This window comes from Kitasatospora sp. NPDC057518 (assembly GCF_042802075.1).
In the GTDB taxonomy this organism is placed as follows: domain Bacteria; phylum Actinomycetota; class Actinomycetes; order Streptomycetales; family Streptomycetaceae; genus Kitasatospora.
The window spans coordinates 19,589-46,171 of sequence record NZ_JBHVEU010000010.1; the positions used below are offsets into that span (position 1 = coordinate 19,589).

Annotated in this window: 2 protein-coding genes; both read left to right on the forward strand. The window is 75.1% G+C overall.

Annotated elements, in window-relative coordinates; translation table 11 throughout:
- Positions 1–138 precede the first annotated feature (138 nt).
- Positions 139–2,436: an ATP-binding cassette domain-containing protein gene (locus ACFU7Z_RS02165; protein WP_380775366.1), complete on the forward strand. Its 2,298-nt coding sequence runs from the start codon at positions 139–141 to the stop codon at positions 2,434–2,436.
- 210 nt (positions 2,437–2,646) lie between these two features.
- A complete protein-coding gene (locus ACFU7Z_RS02170) occupies positions 2,647–26,583 on the forward strand; it encodes a non-ribosomal peptide synthase/polyketide synthase (RefSeq protein WP_380775369.1) in 23,937 nt (7,978 codons plus the stop codon).

Sequence of the window (26,583 nt, forward strand, 5' to 3'; positions counted from 1 at the left end):
CGCGCCGTGTCCACGCGGCGGTCGGCCGAGGGCCTTCCGGCCGCATCGGCCGCCCGTTCAGAATTCCGCTCCGTCGCGGTGTTCCGTCATGCCCGATGGCGGATCGTTCGCGACCTCTGCAAACAGGTGATCGTACACATGCCATCTCTGCTGGGTGCCGCGGCCGGATTCCGCTCCGTGGATCCGGACGTGAGCCCGCGCTCGGTCATTCCGGGCCGCCAGCGCTGGGACGTCAAGCTGGTCCTCGGACGGCCGAGGACGGCCGAAGTCCTCGCGGCGGCGCTGCGTCGCGTCCCCGGGATCACCGAGGCGCAGGCGAACCCGATCACCGGTGGGGTCCTCGTCCGGCACGAACCGCGGCTGCCCGCCGCGGATGTCGGCCGGATCCTGCGCCGGGTGGTCGCCCGGGTTGCGGAGGGTCCGGTCAGGACCGCCCCGCCGGCGGCGGCCCGGCCCGCCGCCGGACCGGGGACGCGGGCGGACCGCGTTCCCGCCCTGCGCCCCGTCCTCGCCGTGGGCGGCGGGGCGGCGGCCGGCCTCGCGCTGATCCGCGGGTCGGCGCTGAGCAGGCAGCTGGTGGCGCTCGGCGGGGTCGCCGTCGCGACGGCCGCCGTCGTCCGGACGGCATGGCGCCGAGCGGTCGAGCGGACCAGGGAGCTGTCCGGGTCCGGCACCGGCCGGCACCCGCTGCGGGAGGTCGTCGGGCCGCACCGCCGGCGCCTCTACCGGGCCTCCGCGCTCTCGGTCGCCTGCCAGGTCTCGGAGATGGCGCTCGGCACCTTCCTCGGCTGGACCGCCCTGGTCCTCATCAAGGGCGAGGCCGCGCCGCTGGTCCGCTTCGGCCTGACCACCGCCACCGCCCAACTCTGGGGCCTGGCAGGGCTGGTGACCGTCGCCTGCGCCGCCGTGGCAGGCCTCTCGTACGCCTCGAACCTCCAGTGGCGCGGGCTCGGCCAGGACATCGAGCACGACTGGCGCGGCCGCACCTACGCCCATGTGCAGCACCTCGAACTGGGGCAGCTGGAAGGCGAGCGGACCAGCCGGATCGCCGGCGTGCTCACCGACGACGTCCGGCAGCTGGGCAGCTTCTTCGCCACCTCGGCCAACGACGTGCTGCAACTGGGCACCAGCCTGGCCCTGTTGGTGCCGGCGTTCCTGCTGCTGGCCCCGCAGATCGCCTGGATCGCGTTCCTGCCGATCCCGGTCATCGCCTGGCTGTCGCTCCGCTACCAGGACAGGGCCGCGACCGACTACGCCGTCTCCGGCGAGCGCCGGGCCAGGCTGCACAGCCAGCTGGTGAACACTTTGGAGGCCGGCGCCACGGTCAAGAGCTTCTGCACCGAGGACTACGAGGCCGAGCGCATCGACCGGCTCAGCGGGGAAGCCCAGGAGAGCAACCGGCAGACCGACCGGGGCACGATCCGGCACGCCGAGGTCGTCCGGGTCTGCACGACGAGTTCGATGGCCGGCACCCTGCTGCTCGGCGGCCGCTCGGTGCTCGACGGCACCCTGCGGTTCGAGGTGTTCAGCCCGCTGATCGGGCTGCCGCAGATGGTGATGCTGCGGATGAACCGGCTCGGCGGCATCGTCGACCAGTACCAGCGCACGCTCGCCGCCTACGACCGGGTCCACCGGCTGGAGGCCCTGCCCGCCGAGACCGAGGGCACCGGGGAAGCGCTCGACGTCGCGACGGTGAAGGGCGAGATCGTCCTCGACGGCGTGACCTTCGCCTACCCCGGACGGCCGCCGGTCCTGGAGGATCTCTCGCTGACCATCCCCGCCGGGCAGGTCACCGCCCTCGTCGGCGCCACCGGCTCCGGCAAGACGACCGTCGCCAAGCTGCTGATGCGCTTCCAGGACGCGGAGTCCGGCAGCGTGCTGCTCGACGGGCGGGACGTGCGCGACCTGCGCCGGCGCGACCTGCGCCACGCGATCGGGTTCGTCGCCCAGGACGCCTTCCTCTTCGACGGCACCATCGCCGACAACATCCGCTACGGCAGTTTCGGCGCCTCGGACGAGGCCCTGGTGGAGGCGGCCACGATGGCCGAGGCCCACACCTTCATCGCGACGCTGCCGGACGGCTACGACACGGTGATCGGCGAACGCGGCGCCGCCCTCTCCGGCGGCCAGCGGCAGCGGATCGCCCTGGCCCGGGCGATCCTCAAGGACGCGCCGGTCGTCGTCCTCGACGAGGCCACCTCGGCCGTCGACAACGAGACCGAGGCCGCCATCCAGCGCACGCTCCGGGCCTTCTCGGCCGACCGCACGATGGTCGTGATCGCCCACCGGCTCTCCACCGTCCGCCACGCGGACCGGATCTACGTCATGGACAAGGGCGGCGTCGTGGCCGAACAGGGCACCCACGACGAACTCATCGCCCGGCACGGACTCTACGCATCCCTCTGGCAACTCCAGGCCGGCGAACTCGCCGCCTGACCGCCACCAGGCCGCTCCGCTCGCCGACAGCGTGACGCCACCGACCAGGCCGCTCCGCTCGCCGACAGCGTGACGCCACCGACCAGGCCGCTCCGCTCGCCGACAGCGTGACGCCACCGACCAGGCCGCTCCGCCCGCCGACAGCGTGACGCCACCGCAGTCGGCGCGTCCTGCGCGCCTGCCCGCCCACACTCTTCCGGAGGTCTTCCCATGTCCCGTCGCGACGGCGACGTCCTTCCCCTGACCGGGGCCCAGCGCGAGATCTGGCTCGCCGAACAGCGCTCCCGGACACCGATCCCCGGCTACCGCGTCGGCGAGTGCCTGGAGATCCACGGGCCGGTCGACGCCGGGCTGTTCGAGACGGCGCTGCGCCGGGTGGTCGACGAGGTCGACGCCCTGCACGTGACCTTCGTCGACGACGGCGAGGGCCCGCGCCAGGTCCTCCGCGAGACCTGGGACTGGGCACCGGCCCACCTGGACCTCAGCGGGGAGCCCGAACCCCGTGCGGCGGCCCTGGAGTGGATGGAGCGGGACCTGCTGCGCCCGCTGGACCTCGCGCGCGACCCGCTGTTCGGCCACGCGCTGATCCGGCTGTCGCCGACCGAGTACCTCTGGTACCTGAACTACCACCACGTGGTGCTGGACGCGATCAGCAGCTCGATGGTCCGCGGGCGGGTCGGCGAGGTGTACTCGGCGCTGGCCGACGGCGGCCCGGTGCCGCCGTCCCCGTTCGGCCCGCTGCGGGACCTGGTCGACAGCGACGCCGCCTACCGCGCGTCGGCGGACTTCACCGCCGACCGCGACTACTGGACGGAACGATTCGCCGACCGGCCGGAACCGACCCGGCTGACCCGCACGGCCCCGACCGACCCGGACCGCGCGCTGCGGCTGGCCGAGGAGCGGGAACTGCGGCGCCCGGACGCGCTGCGCGCCGCGGCGGCGAGGACCGGCGTCCGCTGGTCCCGCCTGGTGGTCGCGGCGGCGGCGCTCTACGCGCACCGGCTGACCGGAACGCGGGACGTGGTGCTCGCCCTCCCCGTCACGGCCCGGCGGTCCGCCGACCGCGACCTGACGGCGGTGCCCGGCACGATGTCCAACGTGGTGCCCCTGCGGCTGACCGTACGACCGGACATGCCGTGGGGCGACCTCGTCGCCCAGGCGGCGCGGGAGGTCGAGGCGGCCGTCGCGCACGAGCGGTACCGGAGCGAGGACCTGCTGCGGGACCTCGGGGCCCCCGGCAGCATCGGGACGGCGTTCCCGCTGATCGTCAACATCATGGCCTTCAACTCCCGGCCGACCTTCGCCGGGCACCCCGCCTCCGTGCACCACTTCGTGTCGGGGTCGACCAGCGACCTGGCCGTCTGGGTGTTCGACTACCGGGACGGCAAACCGCCGCTGCTCAGGCTGCACGGCTCGCCCGAGGCGTACGGCGCGGACGACCTCGCCGCCCACCAGCAGCGGCTGATCGCCCTGCTCGACGCCGTCGCGGACTGCGACCCGGACGAGCCGCTGGCCCGGATCGACCTGCTCACCGCCGAGGAGCACCGCGAGGTGGCCGCCCTCGGCACCGGGCCGACGGCGGAACTCCCGGCCGAGACCCTGCCGGAGCTGTTCCGCAAGCACGCGCGGGCCACGCCGGACGTCGTCGCGGTGGTGGGGCCGGAAGCGTCGCTGACCTACGGGGAGCTGGACGCGCGGGCGAACCGGCTGGCGCACGCCCTGATCGCCCGGGGCGCCGGGCCGGAGCGGTTAGTGGCGGTGGCGCTGCCGAGGTCGGCCGAACTGGTCGTGGCGATCCTCGCGGTGCTGAAGACCGGAGCGGCCTACGTCCCGGTCGATCCCGAGTACCCCGCCGCCCGGATCGCCCACCTGCTCGACGACGCCCGCCCGGCCCTGGTGGTGACCGACACCCTCAGCGCGGGGCGGCTGCCGGGGGAGGGCTCCGTCGACCGGCTGGTGCTCGACGACCCGGCGACGGCCGACCTGGTGAACGGCCAGTCGCCGGCCGACCCGATGGCGGCCGTCGACCCGGGCCACCCGGCGTACGTCATCCACACCTCCGGCTCCACCGGCCGGCCCAAGGGCGTGGCGCCGACCCACGGCGGCCTGCTCAACCTGCTCACCGACCTCCGGCAGGTTCACCTCCCGCCGGTGACGGGCGACCGGCCGCGGCGGCGGGTGGCCCTGACGACGTCGGTGTCGTTCGACGCCTCGTGGAACCAGCTGCTCGCCCTGTTCGCGGGCCACGAGCTGCACGTCCTGGACCACGAGACCTGGACCGACCCCGACGCCTTCGTCGGCTACGCGGCGCGCCACGGGCTGGACTACGTCGAAGCCACCCCGTCCTACCTCCAGGTCCTGGTCGCCCACGGGCTCCTGGCCGACGGGAACCGGCGCCCGGCGCTGGTCGCGGCCGGTGGCGAGGCCGTCCCGGAGCGGCTGTGGGCGGAACTGCGGGCGGCGGACGGGGTGTCCTGCCTCAACCTCTACGGACCGTCCGAGTGCACCGTCAACCCGGTGGTCGCCTCCGTGGGGTCGAGCCCGCTCCCGGTCATCGGCCGGCCCGCCACCAACGTCCGGCTCCACGTGCTCGACGGCGCCCTGCGGCCGCTGCCGGCCGGCACGCCCGGCGAGCTGTACATCGCCGGGCCCGGCCTGGCCCGCGGCTACCTGAACCGGCCGGGCCTCACCGCCGGGCGGTTCGTCGCCGATCCGTACGGTCCGGCCGGCTCGCGCATGTACCGCACCGGCGACCTGGTGCGCTGGAACGCCGAGGGGCAGCTGGAGTTCCTCGGGCGCACCGACGACCAGGTCAAGGTCCGCGGCTTCCGGGTGGAGCTTGGCGAGGTCGAGGCCGTCCTCGCCGAGCACCCGCTGGTCGCCGGGGCCGCCGCCGTGGTGCGCACCGAGGACGAGCCCCGGCTGGTCGCCTACGCCGTCGCCGAGCCCGGCGCCACGGTCACCGACACCGCCCTGCGCGAACACCTCCGGGAGCGGCTGCCCAAGCACATGGTGCCCTCGGCCTTCGTGCTGCTGGACGCCCTGCCCCTGACGCCGAACGGGAAGCTCGACCGGCGGGCTCTCCCCGCGCCCGACCGGCAGCCCGCCGACCGGGGCCGCGCACCGCGCACCGCGACCGAGCAGCTGCTCGCCGGGCTGTTCGCCGAGGTGCTCGGCGTGCCGGAGGCCGGCGCCGACGACGACTTCTTCGACCTCGGCGGGCACTCCCTGCTGGCCACCCGGCTGGTCGCCCGGGCCCGGTCGGTGCTGGGCGTGGAGCTGGGGCTGCGCGACCTGTTCGACGCGCCGACGGTGGCGGGACTGGCCGCGGCGGTGGACGTCGCGGGCCGGGCCCGCCCGGCGCTGGGGCGGCGCGAGCGGCCCGCGGCCGTCCCGCTGTCCTTCGCGCAGCGCCGGCTGTGGTTCCTGCACCGCATGGAGGGCCCGAGCGCCACGTACAACATCCCGCTGGCGCTGCGGCTCGGCGGAACCCTCGACCAGCGGGCCCTGGACGCCGCCCTGGCGGACCTGGTCGAGCGGCACGAGAGCCTGCGCACCGTCTTCCCGGTGGTCGACGGCGTGCCGTGCCAGCGGGTCCTGGAGGCCGACGAGGCCCGGCCGCGGCTGCGGGTGACCGAGGCCGGCGGGCGCGAGCTGCCGGACCTGCTGGGAGAGGCGGCGCGGTACGGCTTCGAGCTCGCCGAGGAGCCGCCGCTGCGCGCCGAGCTGTTCCGGCTCGGCGCCGAGGAGCACGTGCTGCTGCTGGTCGTGCACCACATCGCCGGTGACGGCTGGTCGGCGGGGCCGCTCCTGCGGGACCTGCGGACCGCCTACGCGGCCCGTACCGGGGGCGCGAAGCCGCCGTGGTCGCCACTGCCCGTCCAGTACGCCGACTACGCCCTCTGGCAGCGGGAGCTGCTCGGTGACGGCGCCGACCCGGACAGCCTGCTGAGCGGCCAGCTCGCCTACTGGCGGGAGCGGTTGGCGGACCTGCCCGAGCAGGTGGAGCTGCCCTTCGACCGGCCCCGCCCGGCGGTGATGTCCTACCGGGGCGCCCACCTGCCGGTGCGGATCGACGCCGAGCTGCACCAGGGCCTGCGCGACCTCGCCCGCGACGGCGGCGCCAGCCTCTTCATGGTGCTCCAGGCCGGGCTGGCCGCCCTGCTGGGCAAGCTCGGCGCGGGCAGCGACGTCCCGATCGGCACCCCGATCGCCGGCCGCACCGACGAGGCCCTGGACGACCTGGTCGGCTTCTTCGTCAACACCCTGGTGCTGCGCACCGACCTCTCCGGCGACCCGTCCTTCACCGAACTGCTGGGCCGGGTGCGCTCCGACGCGCTGGCCGCGTACGCCCACCAGGACGTGCCGTTCGAGCACCTGGTGGAGGCGCTGAACCCGACCCGGACCCTGGCGCACCACCCGCTGTTCCAGACCATGCTCGCCCTGCAGAACGCGCCGCTCGACACCGTCGACCTGCCCGGACTGAGGGTGACGACCGACCTGGTGCACACCGGGACGGCCAAGTGCGACCTGACCTTCATTCTGGCCGAACAGCCCGAGGGCCTCTCGGGCGTCCTGGAGTACAGCACCGACCTGTTCGACGAGGCCACCGCGGCGGGCATCGTCGACCGGTGGCTGCGGCTGCTGCGCGCCGTCGTCGCCGACCCGGGCCGACGGATCGGCCGGGTGGACGTGCTGTCCGCCGACGAGCTCCGCGCGCTGCTCCCGGCCCGTACCGAGGAGGAGGACGCGCCGGGCAGCAGCCTGACCGCGCTCTTCGAGCGGCAGGTCCGGGCCGACCCGGCCGCCGTCGCCCTCACGGACGGTGAAGCAACCTTCTCCTACGGCGAGTTGAACGCCAGGGTCAACCGGCTCGCGCACGCGCTGATCGAGCGGGGTGTGGGCCCGGAGCAGCTGGTGGCCCTGGCCCTGCCGCGCTCGGCGGAGCTGGTCGTGGCCGTCCTCGCGGTGCTCAAGGCCGGCGGCGCCTACGTGCCGGTGGACCCGACGTACCCGGCGGCCCGGATCTCCTACCTGCTCCAGGACACCCGGCCCGCGCTGCTCGTCACGACGAGCGCCGTCGGTGAGCTGCCGGGGGCGGACCACCTGGACCGGCTGCTGCTGGATACCGCCGACCTGGACGGGCGGCCGGACACCGACCCGGGGGTCGCCGTCGACCCCGGCCACGCCGCCTACGTCATCCACACTTCCGGCTCCACCGGCAACCCCAAGGGCGTCGTGGTCCCGCACCGCAACGTGGTGCGCCTGTTCCGGACGACGGAGGAGCTGTTCGGCTTCACCGCCGAGGACGTCTGGACGCTCTTCCACTCCTACGCCTTCGACTTCTCCGTCTGGGAGCTGTGGGGCCCGCTGCTGCACGGCGGCCGCCTGGTGGTCGTGGACCACGAGACCAGCCGCTCGCCCGGCCGGTTCCTGGAACTCCTCGCCCGCGAGCGGGTGACCGTCCTCAACCAGACGCCGTCCGCCTTCTACCAGCTGATGCAGGCGGACGCCGAGCAGCCGCGTGAACTCGCCCTGCGCACCGTCGTGTTCGGCGGCGAGGCGCTGGAGCACGCCCGGCTGGCGAGCTGGTACGAGCGGCACCCGGAGGACGCGCCGCGGCTGGTCAACATGTACGGCATCACCGAGACCACCGTGCACGTCACCCACGCCGCGCTCGACCGGTCCGGCACCGGCGCCGGCGGGATCGGCGCGGCCCTCCCGGACCTGCGGACGTACGTGCTCGACGACGGCCTGCGGCCGGTGGCCCCGGGCGTGGCCGGCGAGCTGTACGTCGCGGGCCCCGGCCTGGCGCGCGGCTACCTGAACCGGCCCGGCCTGACCGCCGGACGGTTCGTGGCGGACCCGTTCGGACCGGCGGGCAGCCGGATGTACCGCAGCGGCGACGTGGTGCGCCGCGCCGCCGACGGCGGCCTGAGCTACGTCGGCCGCGCCGACCAGCAGGTGAAGGTGCGCGGCTTCCGGATCGAGCTCGGCGAGATCGAGGCGGCGCTGGCCGCGCACCCCGGCGTTGCCCAGGTCGCCGTCCTCGCCCGGCAGGACCGGGCCGACGACACCCGGCTGGTCGCCTACCTGGTGCCGGCCCCGGGCGCCGCGCCGAGCCCGGCCGAGCTGCGCGAGCGCCTCACCGAGCGGCTGCCGGAGCACATGGTGCCCTCGGCGTTCGTCGTCCTGGACGCGCTGCCGCTGACCGCCAACGGCAAGCTGGACCACCGGGCCCTGCCCGCCCCCGACCTCGCCCCGGCGGCCTCCGGCCGTGCCCCGCGCACCCCGCAGGAGCAGGTGCTCTGCGAGCTGTTCGCCGAGGTCCTGGGCGTGGCGTCGGCCGGCGTCGAGGACGGCTTCTTCGACCTGGGCGGGCACTCCCTGCTCGCCACCCGCCTGGCCGCCCGGATCCGCGCGACGCTCGGCGTGGAGATGCCGCTGCGCACCCTGTTCGAGGCGCCGACCCCGGCCGGCCTGGCCGCCGCCCTGGTGGCGGCCGGACCGGCGCAGACCGCCCTGGTGCGGCGCGAGCGCCCCGAGGCGGTCCCGCTGTCCTTCGCGCAGCGGCGGCTCTGGTTCCTGCACCAGCTGGAGGGCGCCGGCGCGAACTACCACATCGCGCTGGCCTGGCGGCTCTCCGGGGAGCTGGACCGGCGGGCCCTGGAGGCCGCCCTCGCGGACGTGGTCGGACGGCACGAGAGCCTGCGGACCGTCTTCCCGGCCGTCGACGGCGTCCCGCACCAGCGGGTGCTGGGCGTCGTGGCGGCCCGCCCGCGGCTGCTCGTGAGCCGAGCCACGGAGGCCGGGCTGCCCACCCTGATGGCGGCGGCGAAGGACCGGCCGTTCGACCTGGCGGCCGACGCGCCGCTGCGGGTCGAGCTGTTCGAACTGGCGCCGGACGAGCACGTGTTCCAGCTGGTGCTCCACCACATCGCGGGTGACGGCTGGTCGCTGGGCCCGCTCACGCAGGACCTGACCGCCGCCTACGCGGCGCGCCGCCACGGCGGGGCACCGCGATGGGAGGGCCTGCCGGTCCAGTACGCCGACTACACCCTGTGGCAGCACGAGCTGCTCGGCGACTCCACCGACCCGGACAGCCCGTTCGCCCGCCAGGCGGCCTACTGGACACGGCAGTTGGCCGGCCTCCCGGAGCGGATCCAGCTGCCCGCCGACCGGCCCCGCCCGGCGGCCGCCTCGCACCGGGGCGGCTTCGTGCACGCCGGACTGGACGCCGAACTGCACCGTGCGCTGCGCGCGCTCGCCCGCGAGCACGGCACCAGTCTCTTCATGGTCCTCCAGGCCGGCCTGGCGGCGCTGCTGAGCAAGCTCGGCGCGGGCGACGACATCCCGGTCGGCAGCCCGGTCGCCGGCCGGACCGACCAGGCGCTGGACGAGCTGGTCGGCTACTTCGTCAACACCCTGGTCTTCCGCACCGACACCTCGGGCGATCCGACCTTCGCCGAACTGCTGGACCGGGTCCGGGACACCTCGCTGGCCGGGTACGCCCACCAGGACCTGCCGTTCGAGCACCTGGTCGAGGCCCTCAACCCGGTGCGCTCGCTGGCGCACCACCCGCTGTTCCAGGTCATGCTGGTGCTGCAGAACGCGCCCCGGGCCGACTTCGCGCCGCCCGGACTGCACGTCGACGACATGCCGTCGACGACGACCACCGCCAAGCTCGACCTGATCTTCACCCTGTCCGAGCGGCAGGCGCCGGACGGTTCCCCGGAGGGGATCGACGGGCTCGTCGAGTACGCCGGCGACCTCTACGACCCGGCCACCGTCGAAACCATGTTCGGGCGCCTGGAGCGGCTGCTCCGCGCCGTGATCGCCGACCCGCGGCGGCGGCTCAGCCGGTACGGCCTGCTCTCCGCCGAGGAGCACGGCGACCTGGCGGCCCTGGGCACCGGACCGGAGGTGGAGCTCCCGGCCGCGAGCGTGCCGGAGCTGTTCCGGGCGCAGGTGCGGGCGACGCCGGACCAGGTGGCGCTGGTGAGCGGGGACGTCTCGCTGACGTACGCGGAGCTGGACGCGCGGGCGAAGCGGCTGGCGCACGCCCTGATCGCGCGGGGCGCGAGGCCGGAGCGCCTGGTGGCGGTCGCCCTGCCGAGGTCGGCCGAACTGGTCGTGGCGATCCTCGCCGTGCTGCGGACCGGGGCGGCCTACGTGCCGGTCGATCCCGAGTACCCGGCCGCGCGGATAGGGCACATGCTGGACGACGCAGGCCCGGTCCTGGTGGTGACCGACGCCCGGACCCGGGACGGGCTGCCGGAGGCCGGTCCGGCCGGGTGGCTGGTGCTCGACGACCCGGCGACGGCCGCCCTGGTGGCCGACTGCCCGGCGACGGACCCGCTGGTCGCCATCGACCCGGGGCACCCGGCCTACGTGATCTACACCTCCGGTTCCACCGGCAGGCCCAAGGGCGTGCTGTCGACCCACGGCGGCCTGCTCAACCTCTTCGTCAGCCAGCGTCCGCTGCTGTTCCCCCGGGGGACGAAGGAGCGGCTGCGCATCGGGCTGACCACCTCGGTGTCGTTCGACGCCTCCTGCGACCAGCTGTCCAGCCTGTACGCGGGCCACGAACTGCACGTCCTGGACGAGGCGACCTGGTCCGACCCGGACGCCTTCGTCGACTACGTCAGGCGCGCCGGGCTGGACTACGTCAACGCCACCCCGTCCTACCTGCACGAGCTCGTCGCACGGGGACTCCTGGACGACCCGGAGCGCCGTCCCTCGGTGGTCTCGATGGGCGGGGAGGCCGTTCCGGACCAGCTGTGGGAGCGGCTGCGGGCCGTCGAGGGCGTGTCCTGCCTGAACTACTACGGGCCGTCCGAATGCACGGTGGACGCCGTCGTCGCACCGCTGGGATCGAGTCCGCGCCCGGTGATCGGCCGGCCGCTCGGGGGCCTCCGGCTGTACGTCCTCGACAGCACGCTGCGCCCGGTGCCCGCGGGCGTGGCGGGCGAGCTGTACCTCGCCGGGGCGGGCCTGGCCCGCGGCTACCTGAACCGGCCGGGCCTCACCGCCGGACGCTTCGTGGCGGACCCGTTCGGTCCGACCGGCACGCGCATGTACCGCACCGGCGACCTGGTCCGCTGGGGCGCCGACCGGAACATGGAGTTCCTCGGCCGGACCGACGACCAGGTCAAGGTGCGCGGCTTCCGGATCGAACTCGGCGAGGTCGAGGCGGCGTTGGCGGAACACCCGCAGGTCGCCCAGGTCGCCGTGACCGTCCGGGAGGACCGGGCCGGGGACGCGCGGCTGGTCGCCTACCCGGTGGCCGTCACCGGGGCGGAACTCCGGCCGGAGGAGCTGCGGGCGCACCTGCGCGAGCGACTGCCGGAGTACATGGTCCCGACCGCCTTCGTGCCCCTGGGGAGCCTGCCGCTGACCGCCACCGGCAAGCTGGACCGGCGCGCGCTGCCCGCACCCGTCCATACCGCGCCGACGACCGGCCGCGCCCCGCGCACCCCGCAGGAGCAGGTCCTCGCCGAGCTGTTCGCCGAGATGCTGGGCGTGGCCGAGGTCGGGGCCGACGACGACTTCTTCGAGCTCGGCGGGCACTCCCTGCTCGCCACCCGGCTGGTCGCCCGGGCGCGGGCCGCCCTCGGGGTGGAACTGGAGCTGCGCGCCCTCTTCGAGACGCCGACGGTGGCCGGGCTGGCCGCCGGCCTCGGCGGGGCCGGCCGGGCCCGGCTCGCCCTGGAACGGGCGGAGCGGCCCGCGCTGGTGCCGCTGTCGTCCGCCCAGCGGAGGCTGTGGTTCCTGCGCCAGCTGGAGGGCGCCGACTCCGTCTACAACATGCCGCTCGCATGGCGGCTCTCGGGACCGCTGGACCTGGCGGCCCTGGAGGCGGCGCTGGGCGACGTCAGTGCCCGGCACGAGACCCTGCGCACCGTCTTCCCGGCCGTGGACGGGGTTCCCCACCAGCAGGTGCTGCCCGCCGGAGCGGCACGCCCGACGCTGTCGGTCACCCCGGTCGACGAACCGGCCCTGCCGGAACGGCTGGCGGCGGCAGCGGCGCGCGGATTCGACCTCGCGGCCGAACCGCCGCTGCGCGCCGAGGTGTTCGGGCTCTCGGCGGAGGAGCACGTGCTGCTCCTGGTGATGCACCACATCGCCGGTGACGGCTGGTCGCTGGGCCCGCTGGCGGCCGACCTGGCCACCGCGTACGCGGCCCGCCGCCGGGGCGAGGAGCCGCGGTGGGCGCCGCTGCCCGTGCAGTACGCCGACTACACGCTCTGGCAGCGCGACCTGCTCGGCGACGCGGCGGACCCGGACAGCCTGTTCGCCCGCCAGGCGGACCACTGGACGCGGACACTGGCCGGCCTGCCGGAGCAGCTCCGGCTCCCCGCCGACCGCCACCGCCCCGCGACCCCCTCCTACGCCGGCGGCCACCTCGCGATCGAACTGGACGCCGAACTGCACGCCGGACTGGTCCGGTTGGGCCGGGAGCACGGCGCCAGCGTCTACATGGTGCTGCAGGCCGCCCTGGCCTCGTTGCTGGACAAGCTCGGCGCGGGCACCGACATCCCGGTCGGCAGCCTGATCGCCGGCCGGACCGACCAGGCGCTGGACGACCTCGTCGGCTTCTTCGTCAACACCCTGGTGCTGCGCACCGACACCAGCGGCGACCCGACCTTCGCCGAGCTGCTGGCCCGGGTCCGGGAGGGCGCGCTCGGCGCGTACGCCCACCAGGACCTGCCGTTCGAGCACGTCGTCGAGGCCCTCAACCCGGCCCGGTCGCTCGCCCGGCAGCCGCTCTTCCAGGTGCTGCTCGCGCTGCAGAACGTGCCCCGCACCGAGTTCGCGCTGGACGGTCTGGACTCCGAGATCCTCCTGGTGCGCACGCCCACCGCGATGTTCGACCTCGGCTTCCACCTGCTGGAGCACGGCGGCACCGGCGGGCCGGCCGAGGGCATCGTCGGGCGGGTCGAGTACAGCACCGACCTGTTCGACCACGCCACGGTGGAGACGCTGCTCGCCCGGTGGCTGCGGCTGCTGGCGGCGGTGGTCGCCCAGCCGGACCGGCCGCTGAGCCGGATCGACGTCCTCACCGCCGAGGAGCGGCACGAGCTGCTGGTCGTGCGCAACGACACCGCCCGCCCGGTGCCCGTCGAGAGCCTGCCCGCCCTGTTCGAGGCGCGGGTCCGGGCGACCCCGGAGGCCCCGGCCGTGGTGTTCGAGTCCACCGTGCTGACGTACGGCGAGCTGAACGCCCGGGCCAACCGGCTGGCGCACGCGCTGATCGCGAGGGGCGTCGGGCCGGAGCAGACCGTCGCCCTGCGGCTGCCGCGCTCGGCCGAGCTGGTGGTCGCCGTCCTCGCCGTCCTCAAGACCGGCGCGGGGTACCTGCCGGTCGACCCGGACTACCCGGCCGCCCGCATCGCGTACATGCTGGAGGACGCCCGGCCGACCGTCGTGCTCGACGACCCCGCGGCCGTCACACCGGATGGGGACCACCCGGAGACCGACCCCGTCGTCACCGTGGACGCACGGCATCCGGCCTACGTCATCTACACCTCGGGCTCCACCGGCCGGCCCAAGGCCGTGGTGATGCCCGCCGCCGGGCTGCTGAACCTGCTGGCCTGGCACCACGAGGCCGTCGGCGGCGAACCCGGCACGCGCACCGCGCAGTTCACCGCGATCAGCTTCGACGTCTCGGTGCAGGAGGTGCTCTCCGCGCTGCTGTACGGCAAGACCCTGGTGGTGCCGACGGAGGAGCAGCGCCGCAGCGCCGAGCTGTTCGCCCACTGGCTGGACCGGCACGGGGTCGAGGAGCTGTTCGCGCCCAACCTGGTGGTCGAGGCGCTCGCCGAGGCCGCCGAGGAGGCCGGGCTGGAGCTGCCGCACCTGCGGCTGGTCGCCCAGGCCGGTGAGGCGATGCGCCTGAGCGGTGCGGTGCGCCGCTTCCAGGGCCGTCGGCTCGGCCGGGTGCTGCACAACCACTACGGCCCCGCCGAGACCCATGTGATCACCGCCTACCCGCTGCCGGCCGACCCGGCGGACTGCCCGCTGCCGGTGCCGATCGGCCGTCCGATCGCCAACTGCCGGGTCTACGTGCTGGATTCGGCCCTGCGTCCGGTCGCCCCCGGGGTGCTGGGCGAGCTGTACCTGGCCGGGGCGGGCCTGGCCCGCGGCTACCTGAACCGGCCCGGGCTCACCGCCGGACGCTTCGTCGCCGACCCGTACGGTCCGGCGGGCAGCCGGATGTACCGCACCGGCGACCTGGTGCGCTGGCGGGCCGACGGGGAGCTGGAGTTCGCCGGCCGGGTCGACCACCAGGTGAAGGTGCGCGGCTTCCGGGTCGAGCCGGGCGAGATCGAGGCCGAGCTGACCGCGCACCCGGGCGTCGCCCAGGTCGCGGTGCTCGCCCGCGAGGACCGGATCGTCGCGTACGTCGTCCCGTCGGCCGGGAGCGGGGCGACCGCGGCGGCGCTGACGGCGTACCTGCGCGGCCGGGTGCCGGACTACCTGGTGCCGTCCGCGTTCATGCTGCTCGACGCGCTGCCGCTGACGCCGAACGGGAAGCTGGACCGGGCGGCGCTGCCCGCGCCCGAGGCCACGGCCAGGGAGACGGGCCGGGCGCCGCGGACGCCGCAGGAGCAGATCCTGTGCGAGCTGTTCGCCGAGGTGCTGGGCCTCGCCCGGATCGGGGTCGACGAGGACTTCTTCGCGCTGGGCGGGCACTCCCTGCTCGCCACCCGGCTGGTGTCCCGGGTCCGGGCGACCCTCGGGGTCGAGCTGGAGCTGCGCAGCCTGTTCCGGACCCCGACACCTGCCGGGCTGGCCGCCGGGCTGCACGACGCCGGCACCGCGCGGCAGGCGCTGGTGCCCAGGCCGCGCCGGGAGGAACCGCTGCCGCTGTCCTTCGCCCAGCGCCGGCTCTGGTTCCTCCAGCAGTTCGGGGCGCCCAGCGCGACGTACCACATGCCGCTGGCCCTGCGGCTCTCCGGCCGCCTCGACCGGGCCGCGCTGAGCGCCGCGCTCGCCGACGTGGTGGCCCGGCACGAGACCCTGCGCACGGTGTTCCCGCAGACCGCCGGAATCCCGTTCCAGCGGGTGCTGGACAGCACCGAGGCGGCCGTCCCGCTGACCGTCCGCGCGGCCGGTGAGGCGGAGGTGCCCGCGCTGCTGCGCGAGGCCGCGGTGCGCGGCTTCGACCTGACCTCGGAAGTGCCGCTGCGGGCCGAGTTGTTCGCGGTCGCGCCGGACGAGCACGTGCTGATGCTGGTCATGCACCACATCGTCGGGGACGGCTGGTCCATGGGCCCGCTGGCCCGCGACCTGGCCACCGCCTACACCACCCGCCAGGGCGGCGGGGCGCCGGACTGGCCGCCGCTGCCGGTGACGTACGGCGACTACACCCTGTGGCAGCACGAGATCCTCGGCGACGAGCACGACGCCGACAGCCTGTTCGCCCGCCAGGTCGCCTACTGGAAGGAGGCGCTGGCCGGGCTGCCCGAGCAGCTCCCGCTGCCCGCGGACCGGCCGCGCCCGGCCGCCATGTCGTACGGCGGCGACCTGCTGGACGTCCGGCTCGACGCCGAACTGCACGCGGCACTGGTGGAGTTGGCGCGACGCTCGGGCGCGACCCTGTTCATGGTGCTGCAGGCCGCGCTGGCGGCGCTGTACACCCGGCTCGGCGCGGGCACGGACATCCCGATCGGCTCGCCGATCGCGGGCCGGACCGACGAGGCGCTCGACGAGTTGGTCGGGTTCTTCATCAACACCCTGGTGCTGCGCACCGACACCAGCGGCGACCCGAGCTTCACCGAACTGCTCGGGCGGGTCCGGGAGACGGCGCTGTCGGCGTACGCGCACCAGGACGTGCCGTTCGAGCACCTGGTGGAGGCGCTGAACCCGTCCCGGTCGCTCTCCCACCACCCGCTGTACCAGACCGGGCTGGTCGTCCAGAACGCGCCGGGCGGCGACTTCGAACTGCCGGGCGTCCGGGTCTCCGGGGTGAACGTCCTCACGGGGACCGCGCGGCTCGACCTGACCTTCGGGTTCGCGGAGGAGCACGGGCCCGACGGCGCGCCGGCCGGGCTCAGCGGCGCGGTGGAGTACAGCACCGACCTGTTCGACCGCTCGACGGTCGAGGCCCTGGTCGCCCGCTGGACCCGCCTGCTGACCGCGGTCGCCGCCGCACCCGAGCAGCCGATCGGCTCGGTCGACCTGCTGTCGGCCGAGGAGCGGCACGAGCTGCTGCCCGCCGTCGACGGCGGGGCGGCCGGGGCGAGCCTGCCGGAGCTGTTCGCGGCACGGGTGGTGGCGGCGCCGGACGCGGTCGCGCTGGTCTGCGGCGAGGCCGAGCTGACGTACCGGGAGCTGGACGCCCGGGCGAACCGGTTCGCTCACGCGCTGATCGCCCGGGGCGTGGGCCCGGAGCAGCTGGTGGCGGTGGCGCTGCCGCGCTCGGTGGAGTCGGTGGTGGCGGTCCTCGGCGTACTGAAGGCCGGAGCGGCGTACCTGCCGGTGGACCCGGCGTACCCGCGGGCGCGGATCGACTTCATGCTGGCGGACGCCCGGCCGGTGCTGGTGGTCGACGACCCCGCCATGGTGGCTGAGGGCGACGGGCCGGAGAGCGACCCGGAGGTCGTTCTCGACGTCCGGCACCCGGCGTACGTGATCTACACCTCGGGTTCGACCGGCCGCCCCAAGGGTGTCGTGGTCAGCCACGGCGGCGTGTCGGGACTCGCGGCGGCGCAGGTCGAGCGCCTCGGCGTCGGGCCGGGCAGCAGGGTGCTGCAGTTCGCCTCGCCCAGCTTCGACGCGTCGTTCTGGGACGTCTGCAGCGCCCTGCTCAGCGGCGCCGCCCTCGTCCTGGCCTCGGCTGAAGCGCCGCTGGAGTCGCTGACGGACCGCCGGCTCGGCGTCACCCATGTGACCCTGCCGCCCTCGGCCCTGGCGGCCGTGGACGGCGCCGAGGTCACGGCCGGCACCCTGGTGGTGGCGGGGGAGGCGTGCCCGCCGGAGCTGGTGGCGCGCTGGGCGCCCGGCCGACGGATGATCAACGCGTACGGCCCGACGGAGACGACGGTCTGCGCGACGATGAGCGACCCGCTGGCGCCGGGCTCCGGCGTGCCGCCGATCGGCCGTGCGGTCGCGGGCTTCCGGGTCTACGTGCTGGACGACCGGTTGCGCCTGGTGCCGCCGGGTGTGCAGGGGGAGTTGTACGTCGCCGGTGCGGGTCTGGCCCGGGGTTACCTGGACCGGCCGGGGCTGACGGCCGGGCGGTTCGTGGCCTGCCCGTTCGAGCCAGGGGAGCGGATGTACCGCACCGGAGACCTGGTGCTTCGGCGCGCCGACGGTGAGCTTGAGTACGTCGGCCGCGCCGACGACCAGGTGAAGGTCCGCGGCTTCCGGATCGAACTCGGCGAGATCGAGGCGGCCCTGGCCGGGCACCCCGCCGTCGCGCAGTCGACGGTCCTGGCCCGGGACGAGCGCCTCGTCGGCTATGTGGTTCCGAGGCCCGGCGTTTCCGCCCGTCCGGCGGAGCTGGCGGCGCACCTGCGCGAGCGCCTGCCGGACTACCTGGTCCCGTCCGCGTTCGTGCTGCTGGAGGCGCTGCCGCTGACGCCGAACGGGAAGCTGGACCGGGCGGCGCTGCCCGCGCCCGAGTCCGTGGCCACGGCGGTGGGCCGGGCGCCGCGCACCCCGCAGGAGCAGATCCTCTGCGAGCTGTTCGCCGAGGTGCTGGGCCGGCCCCAGGTCGGGGTCGACGAGGACTTCTTCGACCTCGGCGGGCACTCCCTGCTCGCCACCCGGCTGGCCGCCAGGGTGCGCTCGGTGCTCGGCGTGGAGCTGAGACTGCGCACGCTGTTCCAGACGTCCACGGTGGCGGGTCTGGCCGGGGCGCTGGCCGAGGCGGGCAGCGCCCGCCCGACACTGGCCGTACGGGAGCGGCCGGAGGCCGTGCCGCTGTCCTTCGCCCAGCGCCGGCTCTGGTTCCTGCACCGCATGGACGGCGCGGCCGCGACGTACCACATCCCGCTGGCCCTCCAGCTGACCGGGACGCTCGACCGGGCGGCGCTGGACGAGGCGCTGGCCGACGTGGCGGCCCGGCACGAGAGCCTGCGGACGGTATTCCCGGAGGTGGACGGCGTCCCGTGCCAGCGGGTCCTGGACCCGGCCGAGGCCCGGCCCCGGGCCGGGCTGACCGAGGTCCCGCAGGACGAACTGCACGGCCGGCTCGCCGAGTTCGCCCGGCGGCCCTTCGACCTGGCGGCGGAGCCGCCGCTGCGGGCGGAGCTGTTCGCGGTCGCGCCGGACGAGCACGTGCTGCTGTTGGTGATGCACCACATCGCCGGTGACGGCTGGTCCACCGGCCCGCTGGCCCGCGACCTCGCCGAGGCGTACGCCGCCCGGAGCACGGGCCGCGCGCCGGGCTGGTCGGAGCTGCCGGTGCAGTACGCCGACTACACGCTCTGGCAGCGCGACCTGCTCGGCGACGCCGCCGACCCGCAGAGCCGGTTCGCCGAGCAGCTCGACTACTGGAAGCGCCAGCTGTCCGACCTGCCGGAGCTGCTCCAACTGCCCGCCGACCGGCCGCGGCCGGCCGTCGCCGGCTGGCACGGGGACCACGTCGGCCTGGAGCTGAGCCCCGAACTGCACGCCGCGCTGACCGAGTTGGCGCGGACCACCGGGACCAGCCTGTTCATGGTGCTGCAGGCGGCGCTGGCGGCGCTGTACACCCGGCTGGGCGCGGGCACGGACATCCCGATCGGTTCGCCGATCGCGGGCCGGACCGACGAGGCACTGGACGAGTTGGTCGGGTTCTTCGTGAACACCCTGGTGCTGCGGACGGACACCAGCGGCGATCCGAGCTTCACCGAACTGCTCGAGCGGGTGCGGGAGGCGGCGCTGTCGGCGTACGCCCACCAGGACGTGCCCTTCGAGCACCTGGTGGAGGTGCTGAACCCGTCCCGGTCGCTGTCGCACCACCCGCTGTTCCAGACCATCCTGGCCGTGCAGAACGCCCCGATGGGCCGGTTCTCGCTGCCGGGCCTGGAGGTGGCCACCTACGCGGTGGCCACCGGAACGGCCAAGTTCGACCTCGGGGTGAGCCTCGTCGAGCAGTTCGGTCCGGACGGGAGCCCGGCCGGGATCGTCGGCGCGGCGGAGTACGCCACCGACCTGTTCGACCGCTCGACGGTCGAGGCCCTGGTACGGCGCTGGACGCTCCTGCTGGAGGCCGTCACCGCCGACCCGGGCCGGTCGATCGGCGCGGTCGACCTCCTCGACGGCGAGGAGCGGCACCGGCTGCTGGAGCGGGGCAACGCGACCGCCCGCGAGGTGGCCGCGGTTCCGGTGCCGCTGGCCTTCGCGGCGCAGGTGGCGGCGACACCGGACGCGGTCGCCCTCGTCCGGGGCGACATCGAACTGACGTATCGTCAATTGAACGCCCGGGCCAATCGGTTCGCGCACTCGCTGATCTCCCAGGGGGTAAGCCCGGAGCAACTGGTGGCGGTGGCGCTGCCGCGCTCGGTGGAAGCCGTGGTCGCCGTCCTGGGCGTCCTGAAGGCCGGGGCGGCGTACCTGCCGGTGGATCCGGCGTACCCGCGGGCGCGGATCGACTTCATGTTGGCGGACGCCCGCCCGGCGCTGCTGGTCGACGACCCCGCCATGGTGGCCGGGGGCGACGGGCCGGAGACCGACCCGGAGGTCGCTCTCGACGTCCGGAATCCGGCGTACGTGATCTACACCTCGGGTTCGACCGGCCGCCCCAAGGGCGTCGTGGTCCCCCACGGCGGTGTGGCGAGCCTGGTCGCCGCCCAGATCGAGCGGTTCGCGATCGAACCCGGCAGCCGGGTGCTGCAGTTCGCCTCGCCGAGCTTCGACGCCTCGGTGTCGGAGATCTACACCGCCCTGCTGCGCGGCGCGGCTCTGGTGCTGCCCCCGGCGGGGGACCCGGTCGCCGCACTGGCCGACCCGGGCCTCGCGGTCACCCATGTGACCGTGCCGCCGTCCGTCCTGGCCGCCGTGCCGGAGGGCTCGGTGGCGGTGTCGACGCTGGTGGTGGCGGGGGAGGCCTGCCCGCCGGAGCTGGTGGCGCGCTGGGCGCCGGGCCGGCGGATGATCAACGCGTACGGCCCGACGGAGACCACGGTGTGCGCGACCATGAGCGACCCGCTGACGGCGGGAGCGGGCGTGCCGCCGATCGGTCGGCCGATCGCCAACGCCCGGGTGTACGTGCTGGACGACCGGCTGCGGCCGGTGCCGCCCGGCGTGCCCGGCGAGCTCTACGTCGCCGGTGCGGGCCTGGCGCGCGGGTACCTGGACCGGCCGGGCCTGACCGCCGGACGGTTCGTGGCCTGCCCGTTCGAGCCGGGCGAGCGCATGTACCGCACCGGCGACCTGGTCCGCTGGCTCGGTGACGGGCAGTTGGAGTACGTCGGCCGCGCCGACGAGCAGGTGAAGGTGCGCGGCTTCCGGGTCGAGCCCGGCGAGGTCGAGACGGCGCTGGCCGAGCACCCCGCCGTCGCCCGGGCCGCCGTCCTCGCCCAGGACGACCGCCTCATCGGCTACGTCGTCCCCCGCCAGGAGGAGGCCCGCGACAGCGCCCTGGAAGCGGACCACGTGGGCGAGTGGCAGGACATCTACGACGCCCTGCCGATCGTTCCCGAGGACGCCGGCTTCGGCCAGAACTTCGTGGGCTGGAACAGCAGTTACGACGCCAGCCCGATCCCGGTCGAGCAGATGAGGGAGTGGCGGGACGCCACGGTGGCCCGCATCCTGGCCCTGCGCCCCCGCCGGGTGCTGGAGGTCGGCGTCGGGACCGGTCTGCTCCTGTCGCAGGTCGCACCGCACTGCGAGACGTACTTCGCGACCGACTTCTCCGCCACCGCGATCGACGCGCTGGCCGCCCAGGTGGCCGGCCAGGAGGAGCTGGCCGGCCGGGTCGTCCTGCAGACCCGCCCGGCGCACGACACCGACGGGCTCCCGGCCGGGGAGTTCGACACCATCGTGATCAACTCGGTGGTGCAGTACTTCCCGTCCGCCGACTACCTCGCCGACGTGATCGGGAAGTTGATGGGGCTGCTGGCCCCCGGCGGCGCGCTCTTCGTCGGCGACGTCCGCAACCTGCGGCTGCTCCGCCCGCTGGCCACCGCCGTTCAGCTCCACCGGGTCGCCGAGGCCGCCGACCTCGCTTCGGTGCGCCGCACGGTGGAGCAGGCCTTGCGGGTGGAGAAGGAGCTGCTGGTCGACCCGGACTTCTTCACCGCCCTGCGGGAGCACGGCACGGACATCGGCACGGCGGTCGTCGAGGTCAAGCGCGGCCGCCACCACAACGAGCTGACCCGCTACCGCTACGACGTGACGCTGCACAAGCCGCCGGTCACCCCGGCGGCCCCGGAGCGGTCCGTCGAACTGGCCTGGGGCCGGCAGGTCGCCGGACCGGCCGAACTGCGCGAGCTGCTCGCCCAGTCGCCCCTCGGAGCGCTGCGGATCACCGGGGTGCCGAACAGCCGGGTGGCGCGGGAGGCCGCACTGGCCCGGGCGGTGCAGGACGGCGACGGCTCGCTCGCCGAGCTGCTGGAACGGCTGCACGCCCCGGAGGACGCCGACCTGCCCGACCCGGAGGACTTCCACGCCCTCGGCTCGGAGTTCGGCCGCTCGACGGCCGTCACCTGGTCGGCCACCGCGGCGGACGCCGTGGACGTCGTCTTCACCGACCCCCGGGCGCTCCACGGCTCCCCGGTCGAGGCGTACCGGCCGGCCCGGGCCACGGGTGCGCAGCTGTCCTCGCTGACCAACCGCCCGACCGGCAACCGGGGCACCAGCGCCCTCCTGGGCGAACTCCGCGACTGGCTGCGGGACCGGCTGCCCGACTACCTGGTCCCCTCGGCGTTCGTGGCGCTGGAGGCGCTGCCCCTGACGGCCAACGGCAAGCTCGACCGCCGTGCTCTGCCCGCCCCCGACCTCGGCCCGGTCGCGGTCGGACGGGCGCCGCGCACCCCGCAGGAGCAGCTCCTCGCCGAGCTGTTCGCCGAGGTGCTCGGCCTGCCCGCGGTCGGCGTCGACGACGGCTTCTTCGACCTGGGCGGGCACTCCCTGCTGGCGACCCGCCTGGCCTCCCGGGTCCGGGCGACCCTCGGTGCGGAGCTGGAGGTCCGGACGCTGTTCGAGACCCCCACCGTGGCCGGGCTGGCCGCCCGCCTGGACGGCTCCGGAGCGGCGCGGCCCGCACTGACCGCCCAGGCCCGCCCCGACCGGGTGCCGCTCTCCTTCGCCCAGCGCCGTCTCTGGTTCCTGCACCGGATGGATGGGCCGAGCGCCACCTACAACATGCCGCTCGCGCTGAGCCTGACCGGCGAGCTGGACCGCCCGGCCCTGCACGCCGCGCTCGCGGACGTGGTGGCCCGGCACGAGAGCCTGCGGACGGTGTTCCGCGAGACGGACGGCGTGCCGTACCAGGTCGTGCTGAGCGCCGAGCAGGCGCGCCCCGCACTGCCGGTGGTGGAGATCGACGAGAGCGCCCTGGCCGGGCGCCTGGCGGAGACGGCCGGGTGCGGCTTCGACCTGGCCGCGGAGCCGCCGGTCCGGGCGGAGCTGTACGCCCTCGCCCCCGACCGGCACGCCCTGCTGGTCGTGGTGCACCACATCGCCGCCGACGGCTGGTCGATGGGCCCGCTCTCCGGTGACCTCGCCGCGGCCTACGCGGCCCGCTGCCGCGGCGAGGCCCCGCGGTGGTCCCCGCTGCCGGTGCAGTACGCCGACTACAGCGCCTGGCAGCGCGACCTGCTCGGTGACGCCGCCGACCCGGACAGCCTGTTCGCCCGGCAACTGGCCTACTGGAAGGAGGAGCTGGCCGGCGTCCCGCAGCAACTGCAGCTGCCCGCCGACCGGCCGCGGCCGCCGGTGGCCTCCCAGCGCGGCGACGGGGTCGCGGTCCGGCTCGACGCCGAACTGCACCAGGCCCTGCGGGACCTGGCCGCCGCGCGCGGCGCCAGCATGTTCATGGTGCTCCAGGCCGGACTCGCGGCCCTGCTCACCCGGCTCGGCGCCGGCACGGACATCCCGGTCGGCAGCCCGATCGCCGGCCGGACCGACCAGGCGCTGGACGAGCTGGTGGGGTTCTTCGTCAACACCCTGGTACTGCGCACCGACACCGGCGGCGACCCGACCTTCGCCGAACTGCTCGGCCGGGTCCGGCAGAAGGCGCTCGGCGCGTACGACCACCAGGACGTGCCGTTCGAGTACCTGGTCGAGGTGGTCAACCCCGCGCGGTCGCTGGCCCACCACCCGCTGTTCCAGATCATGCTGGCCCTGCAGAACGCGCCGGTCGGCGAGTTCGCGCTGCCGGGGCTGGAGACCGGCCACCTGGCGGCGCCGACCGGCACCTCCCGGGTCGACCTGACCTTCAGCCTGGCCGAGCGGTTCGGCCCGGACGGCGTCCCCGACGGCCTGGTCGGCGCGGTGGAGTACGCCACCGACCTGTTCGACGCGCCCACCGTGGAGCTGCTGTTCGAGCGTCTGGCCCGGCTGCTGCGCGCGGCGGTCGCCGACCCGGACCGGCCGATCAGCCGGATCGACATCATGCCCGCCGAGGAACGCCGCCGACTGCTCGCCGGGTCCACCGGCGTCGCGGCCGAGCTGCCGGAGGCCGCGGTGCCGGAGCTGTTCGCCCGCCAGGTGCGGGCCACCCCGGAGGCGGTCGCGGTCGTCGCGGGCGGCACCGAGCTGACCTACGCGCAGCTCGACCAGCGGGCCGCCCGCCTGGCGCGGGCGCTGATCCGCCAGGGCGTACGGCCGGAGACGCCGGTCGCGGTCATGCTGGACCGCTCGGCGGAGCTGGTCGTGGCGATCCTGGCGATCATCAAGGCCGGCGGCGCCTACGTGCCGCTGGACCCGCGCTTCCCCTCCTCCCGGGTCGACCTGATCCTGCGGGAGAGCGGGGCCGCCCTGGTGCTCACCCGGGAGGTGCTCACCGCACTGGAGCGGTCCGCGGCCGCCGATCCGTCCGACGTCGAAGTCCCCTGTGTGCCGGAGCAGTTGGCGTACATCATGTACACCTCCGGCTCGACCGGCCGGCCGAAGGGCGTGGCCGTCACCCACCGCGACGTGGTGGGCCTCGCGCTCACCCCCGAGTGGCGGGGCGGCGGACACGCGCGGGTGCTGATGCACTCCCCGACGGCCTTCGACCTCTCCACCTACGAGCTGTGGGTGCCGCTGCTCAACGGCGGCCGGGTCGTCGTGGCGCCGCCGGAGCAGCTCGACCTCGACCTGCTCCAGCACACCATCACCGCGCACGGGGTGACCGGACTGTGGCTCACGGCCGGACTGTTCCGCCTGGTCGCCGAGGAGCGCCCGGGCCTGCTCGCCGGGGTCCGCGAGGTGTGGACCGGCGGCGACGTGGTCTCCCCGGCCGCCGTCGCCCGGGTGCGGGAGGCCTGCCCCGGCATCGAGGTGGTCAACGGCTACGGGCCCACCGAGGCCACCACCCTGGCCACCCGGCACCCGGTGGACGACCTCCCCGAACACGCCGCGACCGTGCCGATCGGCCGGCCGATGGCGAACATGCGCGCCTACGTGCTCGACGAGCGGCTGCGCCCGGTGCCGACCGGCATGGTCGGCGAGCTGTACCTCGCGGGGACGGGCGTGGCCCGCGGCTACCTCGGACGGGCCGGCCTGACGGCGGAGCGCTTCACCGCCGACCCGTACGGGCCGTCCGGCAGCCGGATGTACCGCACCGGCGACCTCGCCTCCTGGCGGACCGACGGCACGCTGGACTTCGCCGGACGCGCCGACCACCAGGTCAAGCTGCGCGGCCTGCGGATCGAACCCGGCGAGATCGAGGCCGTCCTGGCGGGCTGCCCGGGCGTCGCCCAGGCGGCCGTGGTCGCCCGCGAGGACCGGCCGGGGGACAAGCGGCTGGTCGCCTACCTGGTGCCCGCCCCGGAGGGGGCGCCCGAGGCGGGCGAGCTGTCCGGCCGGCTGCGCCGCGACCTGCCCGACTACATGGTGCCGGCGGCGTTCGTCACCGTGGACGCGCTGCCGCTGACCGCCAACGGCAAGCTCGACCGGGCCGCCCTGCCGGCCCCCGAGTACGGGTCCTCGACCGCCGGGCGCGGCCCCCGGACGCCGCAGGAGCAGTTGCTGTGCGGCCTCGTCGCCGAGGTCCTCGGCCGGGAGCAGGTGGGCATCGACGACAACTTCTTCGACCTGGGCGGGCACTCGCTGCTGGCCGCCCGGCTGGCCTCCCGGGTCCGCGAGACCCTCGGCCTGGAGCTGGGCCTGCGGATGCTGTTCGAGGCGCCGACCGTGGCCGGTCTCACCGAGCGGCTGGTCATGGACAATCCCGAGGACGCGTTGGACGTGGTGCTGCCGCTGCGCTCGACCGGGACCGGGACGCCGCTGTTCTGCGTCCACCCCGGCGGCGGCATCAGCTGGTCGTACAGCGGACTGCTGAACCACCTCGGCCCGCAGCACCCGGTCTACGCCATCCAGGCGCGCGGCCTCGGCCGGCCCGAACCCCTGCCGACGTCCTACGAGGAGATGGCGGCGGACTACGCCGACCAGATCCAGAAGATCCAGCCGGAGGGCCCGTACCTGCTGCTCGGCTGGTCCGCCGGCGGGCTGATCGCCCACGCGCTCGCCTGCGAGCTGCAGTCGCGCGGCGAACGGACCGCACTGCTGGCGATCCTCGACGCCTACCCGGTGAAGGAGGTGCGGTTCGAGGTGGCTCCGGTGCCCACCGTGCGGGACGTGCTCGTCGGCGTGCTCGACGTCGACCCGGACGAGCTGGGCGACCGGGAGATCACCTACGCCGAGGTCGCCGAGGTGCTGAACCGGCGGGGCAGCGCGCTGGCCGGCCTGACCGAGCGGCAGGTCGAGGTGATCGTCGAGATCATGATCAACAACTCGAAGCTGGCGGTCGACTTCGTCCCCGGCGGCTTCGACGGGGACCTGCTGCTGTTCAACTCCACGATCGACCGCGCCGAGGACAACGCCGGGCCCGAGACCTGGCGCCCCTACGTCACCGGCCGGATCGAGTCCCACGAGATCACCACCCGGCACGACCGGATGACCCAGGCCGGCTCGCTGGCCCAGATCGGACCGGTCCTGGCCGCCAGGATCACCGAGGCCGTCGGTGACACCGACGGCACCACCACCCTTTCCCACCAGGAGGACTGA